18 protein-coding genes and 1 pseudogene are annotated in these 15,871 nt (G+C 65.8%); 8 read left to right on the forward strand and 11 right to left on the reverse strand.

What is annotated here, in order from left to right:
* Positions 1-81: 81 nt before the first annotated feature.
* From ACNQR1_RS01460 to ACNQR1_RS01470, 3 genes are read left to right on the forward strand one after another with little or no spacing between them, the layout of a single operon-like run.
* Positions 82-777 (forward strand): class I SAM-dependent methyltransferase, encoded by a 696-nt coding sequence (locus ACNQR1_RS01460; RefSeq protein WP_418050234.1) that lies wholly within the window; start codon positions 82-84, stop codon positions 775-777.
* Positions 695-1,069 carry an MmpS family transport accessory protein gene (locus tag ACNQR1_RS01465; RefSeq protein WP_418043501.1) on the forward strand — a complete coding sequence of 125 codons (375 nt, stop codon included), beginning with the start codon at positions 695-697 and terminating at the stop codon, positions 1,067-1,069. Before ACNQR1_RS01460 ends, ACNQR1_RS01465 begins: the two co-directional genes overlap by 83 nt.
* Positions 1,066-3,966 carry an RND family transporter gene (locus ACNQR1_RS01470; RefSeq protein ID WP_418043502.1) on the forward strand — a complete coding sequence of 967 codons (2,901 nt, stop codon included), beginning with the start codon at positions 1,066-1,068 and terminating at the stop codon, positions 3,964-3,966. The genes ACNQR1_RS01465 and ACNQR1_RS01470 overlap by 4 nt, the downstream gene beginning before the upstream one ends.
* Positions 3,967-4,072: 106 nt before the next feature.
* Here ACNQR1_RS01470 and ACNQR1_RS01475 read toward each other — a convergent pair whose 3' ends face one another.
* From ACNQR1_RS01475 to ACNQR1_RS01495, 5 genes are read right to left on the reverse strand one after another with little or no spacing between them, the layout of a single operon-like run.
* On the reverse strand, positions 4,073-4,729 hold the full coding sequence (locus ACNQR1_RS01475; protein ID WP_418043504.1) for an O-methyltransferase: 657 nt from the start codon (positions 4,727-4,729) through the stop codon (positions 4,073-4,075).
* Between the two features lie 22 nt (positions 4,730-4,751).
* Entirely contained in the window at positions 4,752-5,222 is a 471-nt protein-coding gene (locus tag ACNQR1_RS01480) for a TIGR04338 family metallohydrolase (protein WP_418043506.1), read from the reverse strand.
* Positions 5,219-5,962 carry a DUF2786 domain-containing protein gene (locus ACNQR1_RS01485; RefSeq protein WP_418043508.1) on the reverse strand — a complete coding sequence of 248 codons (744 nt, stop codon included), beginning with the start codon at positions 5,960-5,962 and terminating at the stop codon, positions 5,219-5,221. The genes ACNQR1_RS01480 and ACNQR1_RS01485 overlap by 4 nt, the downstream gene beginning before the upstream one ends.
* 9 nt (positions 5,963-5,971) lie before the next feature.
* On the reverse strand, positions 5,972-6,958 hold the full coding sequence (locus ACNQR1_RS01490) for a hypothetical protein (protein ID WP_418043510.1): 987 nt from the start codon (positions 6,956-6,958) through the stop codon (positions 5,972-5,974).
* Positions 6,955-7,794 (reverse strand): lysophospholipase, encoded by an 840-nt coding sequence (locus tag ACNQR1_RS01495; protein ID WP_418043512.1) that lies wholly within the window; start codon positions 7,792-7,794, stop codon positions 6,955-6,957. The genes ACNQR1_RS01490 and ACNQR1_RS01495 overlap by 4 nt, the downstream gene beginning before the upstream one ends.
* A 24-nt stretch (positions 7,795-7,818) precedes the next feature.
* Between ACNQR1_RS01495 and ACNQR1_RS01500 the strand changes: the two genes are divergently transcribed.
* Positions 7,819-8,844 (forward strand): sigma-70 family RNA polymerase sigma factor, encoded by a 1,026-nt coding sequence (locus ACNQR1_RS01500; protein WP_418043514.1) that lies wholly within the window; start codon positions 7,819-7,821, stop codon positions 8,842-8,844.
* A 14-nt stretch (positions 8,845-8,858) separates the two neighbouring features.
* Here ACNQR1_RS01500 and ACNQR1_RS01505 read toward each other — a convergent pair whose 3' ends face one another.
* Positions 8,859-9,377: a VOC family protein gene (locus ACNQR1_RS01505; RefSeq protein WP_418043516.1), complete on the reverse strand. Its 519-nt coding sequence runs from the start codon at positions 9,375-9,377 to the stop codon at positions 8,859-8,861.
* 125 nt (positions 9,378-9,502) lie between these two features.
* Here ACNQR1_RS01505 and ACNQR1_RS01510 point away from each other — a divergent pair, with 125 nt between their 5' ends.
* Entirely contained in the window at positions 9,503-10,627 is a 1,125-nt protein-coding gene (locus tag ACNQR1_RS01510) for an NDMA-dependent alcohol dehydrogenase (protein WP_418043518.1), read from the forward strand.
* A gap of 59 nt (positions 10,628-10,686) precedes the next feature.
* On the opposite strand, the gene ACNQR1_RS01515 is transcribed toward ACNQR1_RS01510, so the two are convergent.
* The 5 genes and pseudogenes from ACNQR1_RS01515 to ACNQR1_RS01535 form a co-directional block, all read right to left on the reverse strand.
* Complete coding sequence (locus ACNQR1_RS01515) at positions 10,687-11,100, reverse strand: YkvA family protein (RefSeq protein ID WP_418043520.1); 414 nt, start codon at positions 11,098-11,100, stop codon at positions 10,687-10,689.
* An 84-nt stretch (positions 11,101-11,184) separates the two neighbouring features.
* Positions 11,185-12,039, reverse strand: a complete 855-nt coding sequence (locus tag ACNQR1_RS01520) for an IS3 family transposase (protein WP_418043522.1) — start codon at positions 12,037-12,039, stop codon at positions 11,185-11,187.
* Positions 12,036-12,365 carry a transposase gene (locus ACNQR1_RS01525; RefSeq protein ID WP_418050235.1) on the reverse strand — a complete coding sequence of 110 codons (330 nt, stop codon included), beginning with the start codon at positions 12,363-12,365 and terminating at the stop codon, positions 12,036-12,038. Before ACNQR1_RS01525 ends, ACNQR1_RS01520 begins: the two co-directional genes overlap by 4 nt.
* Positions 12,366-12,428: 63 nt before the next feature.
* Positions 12,429-12,527 (reverse strand): annotated as a pseudogene (locus tag ACNQR1_RS01530) (hypothetical protein); the annotation flags it as partial.
* A gap of 93 nt (positions 12,528-12,620) precedes the next feature.
* Complete coding sequence (locus tag ACNQR1_RS01535; RefSeq protein WP_418043524.1) at positions 12,621-13,397, reverse strand: SDR family NAD(P)-dependent oxidoreductase; 777 nt, start codon at positions 13,395-13,397, stop codon at positions 12,621-12,623.
* Positions 13,398-13,469: 72 nt separating this feature from the next.
* Here ACNQR1_RS01535 and ACNQR1_RS01540 point away from each other — a divergent pair, with 72 nt between their 5' ends.
* From ACNQR1_RS01540 to ACNQR1_RS01550, 3 genes are read left to right on the forward strand one after another with little or no spacing between them, the layout of a single operon-like run.
* Positions 13,470-14,189 (forward strand): pirin family protein, encoded by a 720-nt coding sequence (locus tag ACNQR1_RS01540; protein ID WP_418043526.1) that lies wholly within the window; start codon positions 13,470-13,472, stop codon positions 14,187-14,189.
* Positions 14,167-15,417 (forward strand): PQQ-dependent sugar dehydrogenase, encoded by a 1,251-nt coding sequence (locus ACNQR1_RS01545; protein WP_418043528.1) that lies wholly within the window; start codon positions 14,167-14,169, stop codon positions 15,415-15,417. The genes ACNQR1_RS01540 and ACNQR1_RS01545 overlap by 23 nt, the downstream gene beginning before the upstream one ends.
* Before the next feature lie 16 nt (positions 15,418-15,433).
* The gene (locus tag ACNQR1_RS01550; protein WP_418043530.1) at positions 15,434-15,868 is read left to right on the forward strand and encodes a helix-turn-helix transcriptional regulator; all 435 of its coding nucleotides are present in this window, start codon (positions 15,434-15,436) and stop codon (positions 15,866-15,868) included.
* Positions 15,869-15,871: the final 3 nt, after the last annotated feature.

Genomic DNA, 15,871 nt, shown 5'->3' on the forward strand with positions numbered 1-15,871 from the left:
TGCAGTTAGCCGACTGTATAGGTTTCACTTTACATCCGGCAAGGAGATCTGCGGGGAGGAGTACTGATGCCGAGTTCGTGCATGGCACCAGCGGCCGACCTCCTCGACACCTATCTGATGACGGCCGTCGAAACCGGCATCGAGCAGGTGGTTTTCCTCGCTTCCGATCTGGACCCACGTCCATATCAGCTGCCGTGGCCCGCCAGAACCACGGTGTACGTCCTCGACGATCCGGCGATCCTGGAAGTCAAGACCGACGCTATGGCCGACGCCACACCCACGGCCGCCGTACACAGCGTCCCTGCCGACATCAGCGGAAACTGGCCCGTCGCCCTCGTTCGGGCGGGGTTCGACGCCGAACGGGCCACCCTGTGGAGCGTGGAAGGCGTACTACCCTTCATCCCATTGGATGAGCAACGTCGGCTCGTCGCCGACATCACCGTCATGAGCGGGCCCGGCAGTCGCTTGATCTCGGAGATGTCAGTCAGTCCCTTCCGGGACGAATCCGACGGAGACGTCGACGTAGAAAGGTGTTGGCGGGAATCCGCCGACGCCGACATGATCACGAAGTGGCAATGGAGCTGCGCAGCCAGCCGGTACGTCATCGCGTACCTGACCTCCGAAAGGCCGACCAGCGAATATGAAGCTGTTGAGACGGTTCTGGATTCCGTTGATCATCGCCGCGGTGGTGCTGGTGGGCGGGTTCACGGTGATGCGGGTCCGCACGTTCTTCGGCGCCGGCGACGGCACCGGCATCTCCAGCGCCAAGGTCGATGACACCAAGCCGTTCGATCCCAAGGTCGTGGTCTACGAGATCGACGGCGTGCCCGGCGCGACCGCCGACGTGAACTACCTCGATCTCGACGCTCAGCCCCAGCGCATCGACGGGGTGACGCTGCCGTGGACGCTGCGGCTGGAGTCCACCGCGCCGTCGGTGTTCCCCAACATCGTGGCCCAGGGCAACGGCGACACGATCAGCTGTCGCATCACCGTCGATGACGAACTCAAGGACGAGAGAACCTCCAACGGCGTGAACGCCCAGACCTTCTGCTTGGTGAAATCTGCATGAGCAATTACGACACTCCGACCGACTCGATCCCGGTCGCCCCCGCACCGAAGCACACCGACCATGGCGGGATCGCCAAGTGGATCCGGCGGCTGTCGGTGCCGATCATCATCGGCTGGATCGCCGTCATCGCCTTGCTCAACGTGATCGTTCCCCAGCTCGAAGAAGTCGGGAAGATGCGCTCGGTGTCGATGACACCGGACGACGCGCCGTCGATGATCGCCATGAAGCGCGTCGGCGAGGTGTTCCAGGAGTTCAAGTCCAACAGCTCGGTGATGGTCGTCCTCGAGGGCGACCAGCCTCTCGGCGACGACTCTCACAAGTACTACGACGAGATCATCGCCAAGCTCAAGGCCGACACCAAGCACATCGAGCACGTCCAGGACTTCTGGGGCGATCCGCTGACCGCGTCCGGCGCCCAGAGCTCCGACGGCAAGTCCGCCTACGTGCAGGTCTACACCGCCGGTAACCAGGGCGAGGCGCTGGCCAACGAATCGGTCGAGGCCACGCAGAAGATCGTCGACAGCGTGAAGGCGCCCGACGGGGTCAAGGCCTATGTGACCGGGCCGGCCGCACTGTCGGCCGATCAGAACATCGCCGGTGACCGCAGCATGCGGATGATCGAGGCGCTGACCTTCACGGTCATCATCATCATGCTGCTGATGGTCTACCGCTCCATCATCACGGTGCTGCTCACCCTGGTCATGGTGGTGCTGTCCCTGACCGCAGCCCGTGGCGTGATCGCGTTCCTGGGCTACTACAACATCATCGGCCTCTCGACCTTCGCCACCAACTTGTTGGTGACACTGGCCATCGCCGCGGCCACCGACTACGCGATCTTCCTGATAGGCCGATATCAAGAGGCCCGAAGTGTCGGCGAAGACCGGGAACAGTCCTACTACACGATGTTCCACGGCACCGCACACGTCGTGCTGGGCTCGGGCCTGACCATCGCGGGCGCCACGCTGTGTCTGCATTTCACCCGGCTACCGTACTTCCAGTCCCTGGGCATCCCACTGGCCATCGGCATGGTCACCGTGGTCGCCGCCGCGCTGACCATCGGACCGGCCATCATCACGGTGGCCAGCAAGTTCGGCAAGACACTTGAGCCCAAGCGGGCCTCACGTACCCGCGGCTGGCGCAAAGTCGGTGCGGCCGTTGTGCGTTGGCCCGGACCGATCCTGATCGCCACCATCGCCATCTCGATGGTCGGCTTGCTGACCCTGCCCGGCTACCGGACCAACTACAACGACCGCGACTACATGCCGGCGGACCTGCCGGCCAACAGCGGCTACGCCGCGGCCGACCGGCACTTCTCCCCGGCCCGGATGAACCCCGAACTGCTGCTGATCGAGAGCGACCACGATCTGCGCAACTCGGCGGACTTCCTGGTGATCGAGCGGATCGCCAAGCGAATCTTCCAGGTGCCCGGCATCTCTCGGGTCCAGGCCATCACGCGCCCGCAGGGAACGCCGATCGAGCACACCTCGATCCCGTTCAACATCAGCATGCAGGGCACGACCCAGACCATGAATCAGAAGTACATGCAGGACCGCATGGACGACATGCTCAAGCAGGCCGACGAAATGCAGGTCACGATCGACACGATGACCAAGATGATCGCGCTCATGGAGCAGATGAAGGCGGTCATGAACAGCATGGTCGGCAAGATGCACGGCATGGTCGACGACATCAAGGAACTCCGCGACCACATCTCGGATTTCGACGACTTCTTCCGGCCGATCCGCAACTACCTGTACTGGGAACCGCACTGCTACGACATCCCGATGTGCTGGGCGATGCGCTCGGTGTTCGACACCCTTGACGGCGTCGACACCATGACAGCCGATTTCGAGCAGATCGTCCCTGACATGGACAAGATGAACGCCCTCATCCCGGTGATGATCGCGAACATGCAGCCCATGATCGCGACCATGAAGACGATGAAGACCATGATGCTGACCATGCAGGCCACCAACGGCGGCTTGCAGGATCAGATGGCGGCCATGCAGGACAACTCCACCGCCATGGGTCAGGCCTTCGACGCCGCGAAGAACGACGACTCGTTCTACCTGCCGCCGGAAACCTTCGAGAACCCGGACTTCAAGCGCGGCATGAAGATGTTCCTGTCGCCTGACGGGCACGCGGTGCGGTTCATCATCAGCCACGAGGGCGACCCGATGAGCCCCGAGGGTGTCAAGCACATCGACGCCATCAAGCTGGCCGCCAAGGAGGCCATCAAGGGCACCCCGTTGGAGGGTTCCAAGATCTACCTCGGCGGTACCGCGGCCACCTTCAAGGACATGCAGGAGGGCGCCAACTACGACCTGCTGATCGCCGGAATCGCCTCGCTCTGCCTGATTTTCATCATCATGCTGATCATCACGCGCAGCGTGGTGGCCGCCGCGGTGATCGTCGGCACGGTGGTGATCTCACTGGGCAGCGCATTCGGCCTGTCGGTGCTCATCTGGCAGCACCTGATCGGGCTGGAACTGCACTGGATGGTGCTGGCCATGTCGGTGATCATCCTGTTGGCCGTGGGTGCGGACTACAACCTGCTACTGGTCTCCCGGCTCAAGGAGGAGATCCACGCGGGCCTGAACACCGGCATCATCCGCGCAATGGGCGGCAGTGGTTCGGTGGTGACGGCCGCGGGTCTGGTGTTCGCGTTCACCATGATGTCGATGGCGATCAGCGAGCTGGCGGTGATCGGTCAGGTCGGCACCACGATCGGCCTGGGCCTGCTGTTCGACACCCTGGTGATCCGGGCCTTCATGACACCCTCGATCGCCGCGCTGCTCGGCAAATGGTTCTGGTGGCCGCAGATGGTGCGTCAGCGTCCCAAGCCGGAGCCCTGGCCCCGGCCGATCCAACGCGAGCCGCAGGACACCCTCGCTTAATCAAGCTCCGCGAGCGTGCGCGTCTGCTGGTCGACACACCGTCAACCACCGGCAGATTGCGCACGCTCGTGGCGTTTGAGGGGTCCGTCGGTGCGAGTTGGGTCGACTACCGCACGAGTGCGACGGCGAAACCGTCCCAGCCCTTGGTGCCCACGGTCTGAATGGCCGCCGCATCCAGTCGCGGATCGTTGCCCATCATCTCCAGCATGTCCCGCACGGCACGCGCCTGCTGGTCGTCGGCCGCGGGTTCGAGCACGCGTCCGGACCGGGTGATGTTGTCCACCACGATGATCGACCCCGGCCTGCCCAGTTCGATCGCCCACTCGACGTAGCGGACGTTGTTCTCCTTGTCGGCATCGATGAAGGCGAGGTCGAACACGTCACCGCGTTCGGCGAGCCGGGGCAACGTGTCGAGGGCGGCACCGACGATCACCTCGACCCGGTCGGCCACACCGGCCCGCGCCAGATTGGCCTGCGCCACCTCGGCATGACGGGGCTCGTATTCGAGCGTGACGACGCTGCCGTCCGGCCCCACCCCGCGGGCCAGGTTGATGGTGCTGTAGCCGGCGAGCGTGCCGATCTCGAGTACCCGTCGCGCCCCGGAGATCGTGGCCAGCAGCGACAACAACTTGCCGTGTTGGGCCGAGACCTCGATGGCGGGCATGTCGGCGTCCTGCGCGGATTGGCGCGCCGCGGCCAGCGCATCGTCTTCGGTGCGCAGCACCTTGTTGAACATCAGGTCGACATCGCGCGCTTCGGTCATGTGCGCCAGGCTAGCCGCAGATTCAGGCCACGCCTTCTTTTCCGTAGACCATCCGAAGCACCAGCCCCATCTCCGGTCCCATGATCGCCGTGCACAATTCGATGTGGGCCGCGACGAAGTCCGGTCCGTGTGGCGGGTCCGCGTGGCTCAGGTGATGGGCAAGTTCGTGCAGTACCACCAGCTCTCGCAGCGCCCAGGTGTTGCGCTCGGGCACGGCGATGACGGCATTGCCGTCGATCAGCTCGTAGTGCGCCGCGGTCACCCCTCGGCGGCGACGCACGGCGACCGGATCAGCACCGACCCGGGCCACCACGTCGTCGACGTAGCGCTGCACCGAATCCACAGACCCGAACTTCGCCTCCGGAGGCAACGTGAGCGAAGTGCCGAAGAAGTCGATGGCCCGCGAACTGTGTTGTGCCGCACGGTCGAACATGGTCCGCACGAACTGCTCCGCGGCATAGACGCGGGCCCGCTGGCTGTCGCGCGGACTCACTTCTCCAGCGCGCCGCGAGCGCCGGACAACTCCGTGCTCGGCCCCAGCCGCGCTCGCTTGCCCGCACGGTCACCGGCCCTGCGGGCCGCCGAGGAGTATCCGGCCGATGCATTGGTGGCCCGCCAGGTGCCGCGGGCCTGCGACGCCGACCGGTAGAAGCTCTTCAGCTCTATGTCCTTGTTCCGCAAGGCGATTGCCGTTCCAGGGCGGTCATTGCGGTCCGCCTCCTGCTGGGCCTCCTCTTTGGCTTCCGACAGTCGCTGCCCGATGCGGGCCCCGAACGCCAACTGGAAGTTGAGTCGTGCGGTGATGGTGGGCGTCGGGCGGTGCGCACCCGAGGCGATGTAGCTCTCGGACGCCTTCACCATCTGCAGCACCAGGCTGGTGTAGAGCGCATGGGTGGCGTCGATGTCCTCGGCGAACCCGTAGGCGTAGACGAACGTCGAGTTGGACGCGACATCGCACTTCACATCGTTGGCCATGCCGATCACCACGAACAGCTGCACATAGGTGCGCAGCCCCTTGGTGCCGGCCTCCCCGATGGTGACGGTGCGCTGTACGGGCATCTGCGCCTTGGTGCGTTCGGCCGAGTGGGACCGGGCCATCGCCAGATCGATGGACGTCGCCGTGGCCAGCCGCTGAGCCGCCGCCATGAACGCTTCGGCCTCGTGGGAGTTGTCGGTGCCCTCAGCCTGACGCAACAGTGCCGCGATCCGCGCCAACATCTTGTCGTCGCTCACGCGACAAACCTAGCCATCGGCACCGACAAACTTGTTGATCGCATCCACCACCTGCGGTGACAACGGTCCGGGCTTGGCGTAGTTGGCGATGCTGTCGGTCGGATCGTCGCGCAGGACGTGGTTGACGCCCTTGAGCTCGACCAGCGTGAGCGCGGTGTGCTTGAGGGCGTCGATCAACGGGCGCTCGATCGCGCAGCTGGCCTGGGAGTCCGAGTCCGAACAGGTCAACAGCACCGGCATGCCGTCGGGCAGCGCGGCGGCCAGCTGCAGCGGGTCGATCTTGTCGGCCTCGATGATGGCGTTGAGGTTGTCCTTGTTGACGATCGCGCTCAGCCCCTCGGGGAGGTTGGCGGGCACGGTGCCCTTCGTGCGAATCTCGTCGACGGCGCCCAGCCAGGCGGTCAGCACCTCGGGGGTGGCGCCGGCGCGCACCCGGTTGGTGATGATGTCGAGATAGCGCCCGGACAGGGGCTGGAACAGCGCCAGCGAGTGGACCTTCGGGTCACCGGCACCGGCCAGGGTCATGGCGTGGATGGCGCCTTCGCCCACCGCGTAGATGGACAACTCGCCCGCATCGGTACCCGGCTGCCCGGCCAGAAAGCGCAGCGCGGCGGCCGCCCCGCTGGTGTAGACGCCGCTGACCACCTCGGTGGGTTTCTTCTCGTAGGGGCCGAGCTTGGTGGCGCCGGTACCGATCTTGTCGTAGCGCAGGCTGGCAACACCCTTGTCCGACAACGTTTCTGCGAGCTGACGCATGTTGCCAATCGCGCCGACGACCTTGTTGTCGCCGTTGCGGTCGGTGGGACCGCTCTCGGAGATCAGCAGCGCGGCCGGGTTCGCCTTGTCCTGGTGCCGGTAGGTGCCGTGGATGGTGAGACCGTCGGCGTCGAACGTGACGTCGGTGTCGGTCCACGTCGGTGGCTGCCCCTGCTTCGATGCACCACCGCAGCCGGCCACCAGCAGGACCGAAAGCACCGCCGCAACAAGCTTTCTCACAGGTGGGTCTCGATCCAGGTCGTCACGTCGTCGAGGACAAGCTCCTTCTCCGGCTCGTTGAACACCTCGTGGAACAGGCCCGGGTACACCTTGAGGTGGACATCCCCGGAGGCCACGCATTCGACGAGACGGTGGCTGCCCTCGACGGGCACCAGACGGTCCTTCTCGCCGTGCACCACCAGCAGCGGCGCCGTCAGGGCCGAGGCGCGCTGCGGCATGGTCTCGCCCACGATGATCAGCGCCCGGGCGATGCCGGCCGGAACCTTGCCGTGCCACACCAGCGGGTCGGCCTTGTATGCGGCCACCACCTCGGGGTCGCGGGACACCGCATCGGCGTCGAGGTTCTCCACGGGTAGTCCGGGGGCGATCTTGCCGAGCACCTTGGCCACAGCCGCCAGAGCCGAAGAGACCGACGCCTGCGCGGCCACCGCGGGCCCGGACAGCACCATCGCGGTGTATTCGTCGGGGTATTCGACGCCGTAGCTGAACACGATGCCGCCGCCCATGCTGTGCCCCAGCACGAGGCGGGGCACCTGCGGGTACTCGGCGGCGGCGATGCCGACCAGTGTGTGGAAGTCGCCGACGTATTCGGACATGTCGCGCAGATAGACCCGCTTGCCGCCGGAGCGGCCGTGACCACGGTGGTCCAGGGCGTAGACGACCAGCCCGGCCTGCCCGAACCGCTGCGCGACGTGGTGGTACCGCCCGGCATGTTCGCCCAGGCCGTGGGAGAGGACGACGACGCCCCGCGGCGCGATGTCCGGTGTCCACACGTCGTAGACGATGCGGACCCCGCCGACGCCGTCGAAGGTCTGTTCACTGCGCGTGCTGGTCACCCTGGCGAGCGTATTCGATCGAAGTTGTCGGGGGTGCTGCGTAAGCTCGCGAATGTGACGGTCCTCGCTCACCGCCTTGACGACGACAGCCCGGCCGATGCGTTCCTGGCCGATGCCCAACGCTACCGGCGTGAGCTGCTGGCGCACTGCTACCGGATGACGGGCTCGCTGCACGATGCCGAGGATCTGGTGCAGGAAACCTACCTGCGGGCCTGGAAGGCCTACGGGGGTTTCGAGGGCAAATCCTCGGTGCGCACCTGGCTGTACCGGATCGCCACCAACACCTGCCTGACGGCGCTGGAGGGCAGGCAACGCCGCCCGCTGCCGTCGGGACTGGGGAACCCGAGTTCATCGCCCACCGACGAGATCTCCGAGCACCACGAGATCCCCTGGTTGCAGCCTCTGCCGGATTCCACCGACGACCCGGCTGACCCCAGCACGATCGTCGGGACCCGTGATTCGGTGCGACTGGCGTTCGTCGCCGCACTGCAGCATCTGTCGGCTCGGCAACGCGCGGTGCTGGTGATGCGCGAGGTACTGCAGTGGAAGGCCGCCGAAGTCGCCGGGGCGATCGGCACCTCCACGGCAGCGGTCAACAGCCTGCTGCAGCGGGCCCGGGCCCAGCTCGACGCCGTGGGCCCCAGCCAGGACGACGAGATCACCGCGCCGGACTCCCCGCACGCCCAGAACCTGCTGCGCGACTACATGGCCGCGTTCGAGGCCTACGACATCGACAAGCTGGTCGAGCTGTTCACGGCCGAGGCTGTGTGGGAGATGCCGCCGTTCGACAGCTGGTACCAGGGGCCGCAGGCCATCGGCGACCTGTCCCGGTACAAATGCCCGGCCGAGGAGCCCGGGGACATGCGGTTCATCGCGACGAGCGCCAACGGCCAGCCCGCCGCGGCGATGTACATGCTCAACCGCGAGACGGGCCGGCACGATGCGTTCCAACTGCATGTTCTCGAGGTACGCCCCGAAGGCATCTCACACGTGGTGGCGTTCATGGAGCTGTCGCTGTTCGAGAAGTTCGGGCTGCCCCTCGCCTTGTGATCGCCACTCGGCGGTCATGAACCTTTGTAGGCCGCCTGCAGTTCGGCAATGTCGAACTTCCCGTGGGTGCTCAGCACCGCCGCCATCAGCCGGGAGTCGCCCTCGGCATCACCCTTGCCCAACAGGTCGTAGTACTCGGTCGGAGTGATCTGCCAAGCCAGGCCGTATTTGTCCTTGAGCCAGCCGCACGGCAATTCCTCACCGCCGTCGACCAGGGCGGCCCAGAGCCGGTCGAGCTGCTCCTGGCCGGTGACACGCGCTTCCAGCGAGACGGCCTCGTTGAAGGTGAACTGCGGGCCACCGTTGATGCCGACGAGGCGCTGTCCGGCCAGCTCGAACTCGACCACCACCGGCACATCCTGCGGAGACGGTGAATCGGGGTGCGAGGCAATGGTGTTGAGGATGCGGCCGTTGCCGCCGAAAGCGGAGATGTAGTGCTCGGCGGCCTGCTCGGCCTCCCTGTCGAACCACAGGTTCGGGACGATGCTTGCTCTGATCTCGGTCATGTCGGAGTAGACCGGCGTCAGGTGCATTTCTCATCGTCCGGCCCTGAGCCGCACCCCACAACCGTCACCCAACAACGAAATCAAGCTTGCATAACTGCAGCTCAGAGGCCAGTTACCTGACAGTACTGCAACCTGTTCTATTATCGCCTCTCATGAAGACCAAAGGCGCCCTGCTGTGGGAACTCAACTCGCCGTTCCAGGTCGACGAGATCGACCTCGGCGACCCCGTCGCCGACGAAGTACAGATCCAGATGCATGCCGCCGGCATGTGCCACTCGGACTACCACCTGACCACCGGTGCCACCCCGATGGCGCTGCCCGCGCTCGGCGGCCATGAGGGCGCCGGCGTCGTCACCAAGGTCGGCAAGAACGTCACCGGCATCGAGGAGGGCGACCACGTCATCCTCGCCTTCATCCCGGCCTGTGGTGAATGCCCGCCGTGCCTGAAGGGCTTCCGCTCACTGTGTGACCGCGGCGCGGTCCTGCTCGGCGGCAAGGCGATCGCCGACGGCACCAACCGGATCACCGCAGGCGGCCGTGAAGTGTCGCCGATGAACCTGCTCGGCACCTTCGCGCCGTACATGACCGTGCACAAGGATTCGGTCGTCAAGATCGACAAGGACATCCCGTTCGAGACCGCGGCCATCATGGGCTGCGCAGTGCCGACGGGCTTCGGTTCGGCCACCAACGTCGCCGACGTCAAGCCCGGCGAGACCGTCATCGTCGTCGGCGTCGGCGGCATCGGCATGAGCGCCCTGCAGGGCGCGGTCATCTCGGGTGCCAAGCACGTCATCGCGATCGACCCGAACGAGTGGAAGCGCGAGCAGGCGATCAAGTTCGGCGCCACGCACGTCTACCCGTCGATGGCCGAGGCCATCGCGCCGGTCATCGATACGACCTGGGGTCTGATGGCCGACAAGGTCATCATCGCCGTCGGCGAGATGAAGGGCGAGTACATCGAAGAGGCGATGATCCTCACCGCCAAGACCGGCACCTGCGTGGTCACGGGCATGGGGTCGATGATGGACGCCGACGTGAAGCTCAACCTCTTCCTGTTCACCATGTTGCAGAAGACGTTGAAGGGCAACATCTTCGGCGGTGGCAACTCGCACGTCGAGACGCCGCGGCTCACGGCCCTGTACAAGTCGGGCCTGCTGAACATCGACGACATGATCACCCGGACCTACAAGCTCGAAGACATCAACCGGGGCTACCAGGACATGCTGGACGGCAACAACATTCGCGGCGTCATCAAGTTCGACGAGTCGGACTGGTAACCACCACCGCACCGGACCCAAAACCCCCTTTCAGCGTGGAAAGGGGGTTTTGCGTCTCTTCAGCGGTTGAGCCCGGTCAGGCGCACCAGGGCGTCGAACCCGTCGTCTGTGCCGGGCCAGTGCGTCCGCACCGCGTCCAAGCCCGCATGCCGCACGACGCTGCGCAGCACCACGGTCACGATGATGGCGTCGTCGGCGTAGCCGAGAACCGGGATGAAATCGGGGATCAGGTCGATGGGCAGCGCCAGATAGACGACCAGCAGCGCCAACCGGATCCGTACGCCGCGCGGCAACGATTTGTCCGCGGCCAGCCGTGGGATCAGCCGAAGCAGGTCGGGAAGTATCCGCAGCGCCTCACTGAGCAGGTTTCCGCGGGGCCGTACGGCCAGCAGCGCGATGACCAGGACGAGCCAGCTCAGCAGCAGGGCGGCGCCGAGGCCGATCAGCGTGTTGCCCCACCAGGTATCGGCCACCTGACGATTGTCCAGCAGACGCGAAAGTCCCCCGGAACGCGCGCTTGAAGTGGTCCCCGAAAGTTGGACACTGACGTTTGGAGCTTAAGCGGCAAGGGCCTGGGCTCGGTATTGGACCGGGCTCAGGCCCTTGAGCTTTGTCGAGATTCGTTCGGTGTTGTACCAGTGGATGTAGGTGTCAAGGGCGGCAGTGAAGTCCTCGACAGTGTCGAACCTGTTGTGGTGGAACATTTCTGACTTCAGGTGACCGAAAAAGTTCTCCATGACCGCGTTGTCATAGCAGTTGGCTTTACGCGACATCGACTGCACCGCCTCAGCGTCGCCGAGCAACTTGCGCCAGGACCAATGCCGGTATTGGAAGCCCTGATCGGAGTGCACCAGCGGACATTCACCCGGTTCCAAGGTGGCGATCGCCGCGGTCAGTGAGGTGTTGGTCAACTCCACATTCGGGCTCATCGACCACGCGTAAGCCACCACCGACCGGTCGAACAAATCGAGCACCGGGGACAAGTAGACCTTGCGATCGGTGATGCGGAACTCGGTCACGTCGGTGACCCACTTCTGATTCGGCGCGGCAGCGCTGAACTCGCGGTTGAGAAGATTTTCGGCGACCTGACCGGGCCCGCCGGTGTAGGAGGTGTAGCGCCGGCGGCGCCGCACCCGGCAGATCAGCGCCAGCTCGCGCATCAACGCCAGCACGGTCTTTTTGGCCACCACAAAACCTCGTCGGATCAACACCGTGTGGATGCGGCGGTGCCCGTAGCGGCCGTGGGCAGCCTCAAACACCTCGGTGATCGCGGTTTTGAGGTCGGCGCGCGGGTCGAGCGCCTCGGGTTTGCCCTGGTGATAGAAGAACGTCGACCGCGCCAACTGCGCGACTTCCAGCAGCACCGGCAACCGATGATCAGCCTTGAGAGCGGCGACAGCGGCGGCTTTCACCGCCGTTCGTGCGCCATCAAGGCCCGCAATTTTTTTAGGTAGGCGTTCTCGGCTCGCAGCCGCTCATTCTCCTGCTCCAGCCGCGCCAGCTCCGTCAACTCCTGTGACGAGGAATCAGCGTCTTTGGGTTGGCGTCCTTTGGGTTTGGGTTTCAACCCGTCCTCACCGAGCCGGCGGTAGGTCCGCACCCAGGTCTGCACCAGCGCGGCTGAGGACAGCCGGTACTGCTGAGCTACTTGCTGGGCGGCCGCACCCTCGTCGACCACCTTGCGCACCACTTCGAGCTTGAACTCGAACGAGTACTGCGTTTTGGTCGGTTTTGCCACCAGCGCCTTCCTGCCATGCAGGACCCAACGGCGATGTATCTCGCGAACCGGCCCCCGGCTCACTCCCAGATACCTCGCGGTGGCGCTATAGCCCCGCCCCTGCTCGAACAACGCTACCGCCGCACCGCGCTGGGCCTCAGTCAACGAACTAGAAGGATGCAAAAAAGTACTCCCCAGAAGAAGAAACTGAATTTCTCAGTCCAACTTCCGGGGAGCACTTCAGCTCCGGGGGACCTCCGTGTCTGTTCGCGAGAGTTACTTGGGTGGCATCCGGATGCCGCCGTCGACGCGGACGACCTCGGCGTTCATGTACGAGTTGGTCAGCAGCTCGACGACCATGGAGGCCAGCTCGTCCGGCTTGCCGAGGCGGTGCGGGAACAGCACCGACTCGCCCAGCTTGGCCTTGAATGCCTCCGACGCCTCGCCCTCGCCGTAGATCGGGGTGTCGATCAGGCCGGGAGCCACGGTGTTGACGCGGATGCCCGAGGCGGACAGGTCACGCGCCACGGGCAGGGTCAGGCCGACCACGCCGCCCTTGGACGACGAGTAGGCCGCCTGGCCGATCTGGCCGTCGAAGGCCGCGACGCTGGTCATGTTGACGATGGCACCGCGCTCGCCGGTGTCGGTGAGCTCGTTGCGGCTCATCGCGGTGGCGGCCAGCCGGATGCAGTCGAAGGTGCCGACCAGGTTGATCGCCAGGACCTTCTTGTAGGCGTCCAGGTTGTGCGCGGAGGCGAACTCGCCGTCCTTGCCGATGGTGCGCTGGGCCCAGCCGATACCGGCCGAGTTCACCAGGGCCCGCAGCGGACCGAGGTCGGCGGCGGTGTTGACCGCGTCGAGGATCTGGTCGGTGTTGGTGACGTCGACAGTGACGAACACACCGCCGATCTCGTGGGCGAGGGCCTCGCCCTTATCCGCCTGCAGGTCAGCCACGACGACGCGGGCTCCCTTGGCAGCCAACTGGCGGGCAGTCGCCGCGCCGATACCTGATGCGCCACCGGTGACGATGGCGCTTGCTCCATTGAGTTCCACGCCCAACACACTAAGCCCCTGCCGTACCCGATCCACCGGTTGGTCAGCGAAGGCCGTCGGTAGGCTGGCGCCATGGCTTCCGGGACGTCCAGGGTCGACATCCGACGCGCGGACGACCGCGGCGCCAGCACGACCGACTGGCTGCAATCGCGGCACTCGTTCTCGTTCGCCGACTACTACGACCCGGCCAACACCCACCACGGTCTGTTGCTGGTGAACAACGACGACATCGTCGCGCCGGCTGCTGGGTTTGACACCCACCCGCACCGGGACATGGAGATCGTCACCTGGGTGCTGTCCGGTCAGCTCGCGCACAAGGATTCGATGGGCAACTCCGGGGTGATCTACCCGGGACTGGCCCAGCGGATGTCGGCGGGGACGGGTGTGGAGCATTCCGAGAAGAACGGATCTGCCAGTGAACCCGTGCATTTCGTGCAGATGTGGGTGCTCCCCGACACCGCCGGGGTGACGCCGGGCTATCAGCAGCAGGAGATCGAACTGACCAACACGTTGACGCCGATCGCCTCCGGCGCGGTCGACGCGGCCGTCACCCTGCACAACCGCAATGCCACGCTGTACGGCGCCCGCCTGAACCCCGGTGACGCGGTCGAGTTGCCATCGGCCGCCTACGTCCACCTTTTCGTCGCGCGCGGTTCGGTCACGCTGGAGAGATCCGGACCGCTCGCCGAGGGGGATGCCGCCCGGCTCACCGCTTCGGGCGGGAAGGTCACCGCCGACACCGAAGCCGAGATCCTGGTCTGGGAGATGAATGCGGGTTTGGGCGGCGCGTAGCGCGATCGCACTCGTCACCGCGGCCGCACTGGCCGCGTGTGGGACGCATCCCGAACCCTCGCCCCCGACGCCCACGTCGGCCGCCGGGCAACCGCCCGCCGGGCTGGCATCTACGCCCCTGCGGGTCCCCTCAGAACTCGCCGGGGCCCCGCTCGACGTGCCTCGTCAGGCCCTGATCCCCGCCGGATGGACGATCGAGGTGATCGCCCGGGTACCGAGGGCCAGGATGGCCGCGTTCGCCCCGGACGGCGCGTTGCTGGTGTCGGTGCCTGCCACCGGGCAGGTGCTGACGGTGCGCCCCGTCCAGCGCACCCTGCTCGACGGGCTGGAGCAGCCGCACGGGCTCTACTTCGCAGGAACGACGTTGTATGTCGCCGAGAGCAACCGCGTCGACGCCTATGACTACGCCGACGGCCGCGCCGTCAACCGCCGCACCATCGCCGGTGATCTCCCGGATGCCAAGAGCCCCGAGCTACACGGCGCCTATTCCCACGCGCTCAAGAGTGTCGTCGTGGGATCCGATGGCGCGGTGTACTTCTCGATCGGCTCGACCGGCAACACCTCGGCCGAGGACCGCACGGCCTCGCCGCCGCGGGCCACCATCATGCGGGTACCGCCCGGTGGCGGCCCGGCCGCCCCGTTCGCCACCGGGGTGCGCAACGGCACGGGCCTGGCCCTCGCGCCGGACGGCTCGCTGTGGACGGCGGTGAACAACCGCGACAACGTGCCCGATCCACAGGGCCGGGTACGACAGGACTATGTGGACGACCACCCACCGGAAACGGTGGCCAAGGTGACGCCGGGACGCGAATTGGGTTGGCCCTACTGCAATCCGGACGGCACACCACCGGCCGGGTTCATCCGGGACATGGACACCAACGCCGACGGAGGCGAGATGGATTGCGCGGCGCTGCCACCGGTCGAGCAGACCTTGGGCGCGCATTCGGCCCCACTGGGAATGAGTTTCGCCGAGCTGCCGACGCCCTTCGGGCCGGGAGCGCTCGTCGGAGTGCACGGCTCGTGGAACCGGCAGTCGCCACAGGCGCCCGAGGTGTCGTTCTTCGGTTGGCAAAACGCCACATTGGGCCCGCAGCAGACCCTGGTCGGCGGTTTCCAGGCCGACGACGGCACCCGGTGGGGCCGTCCGGTGTCCGCGATTACGGGTCCGGACGGCGCCGTGTACATCACCGACGACTACGCCGGCGCGGTGTATCGGCTGGCTCCCTAGACGTACGATCGCCGATGTGGCCGACCAACAGCTAGGCGATCTCAAGCTGCTGCGCCGGGTCCGGGACCGGATCGACCGCGAGTACGCGCAGCCGCTGAACGTAGAAGCGCTCGCCCGCGGCGTGAACATGTCGGCCGGACACCTCAGCAGGCAGTTCAAGATCGCCTATGGCGAGTCACCCTATTCGTATCTGATGACCCGTCGGATCGAGCGCGCGATGGCACTGCTGCGTCGCGGCGACATGTCGGTCACCGAGGTCTGCTTCGCCGTCGGTTGTTCGTCTCTCGGCACGTTCAGCACCCGGTTCACCGAACTCGTCGGCATCCCGCCGAGTGCGTATCGGGAGCAGACCGCCGGGGTGAAAAATGGCATGCCGTCCTGCGTCGAGAAACAGGTCACCAAACCGATCAGGAATCGAGAAGCGCCCGCCACCCGCCTCCACCTAGCGTGAAGC

It is taken from the genome of Mycobacterium sp. 48b (genome assembly GCF_048282725.1).
Classification (GTDB): domain Bacteria; phylum Actinomycetota; class Actinomycetes; order Mycobacteriales; family Mycobacteriaceae; genus Mycobacterium.

Bases quoted from the DNA above. Each gene is read 5' to 3' on its own strand.
- ACNQR1_RS01460 (WP_418050234.1), top strand. From the start codon at position 82: ATGGCACCAGCGGCCGACCTCCTCGACACCTATCTGATGACGGCCGTC.
- ACNQR1_RS01470 (WP_418043502.1), top strand. From the start codon at position 1,066: ATGAGCAATTACGACACTCCGACCGACTCGATCCCGGTCGCCCCCGCA.
- ACNQR1_RS01475 (WP_418043504.1), bottom strand. From the start codon at position 4,729: ATGACCGAAGCGCGCGATGTCGACCTGATGTTCAACAAGGTGCTGCGC.
- ACNQR1_RS01505 (WP_418043516.1), bottom strand. From the start codon at position 9,377: ATGCACCTGACGCCGGTCTACTCCGACATGACCGAGATCAGAGCAAGC.
- ACNQR1_RS01510 (WP_418043518.1), top strand. From the start codon at position 9,503: ATGAAGACCAAAGGCGCCCTGCTGTGGGAACTCAACTCGCCGTTCCAG.
- ACNQR1_RS01540 (WP_418043526.1), top strand. From the start codon at position 13,470: ATGGCTTCCGGGACGTCCAGGGTCGACATCCGACGCGCGGACGACCGC.
- ACNQR1_RS01545 (WP_418043528.1), top strand. From the start codon at position 14,167: ATGCGGGTTTGGGCGGCGCGTAGCGCGATCGCACTCGTCACCGCGGCC.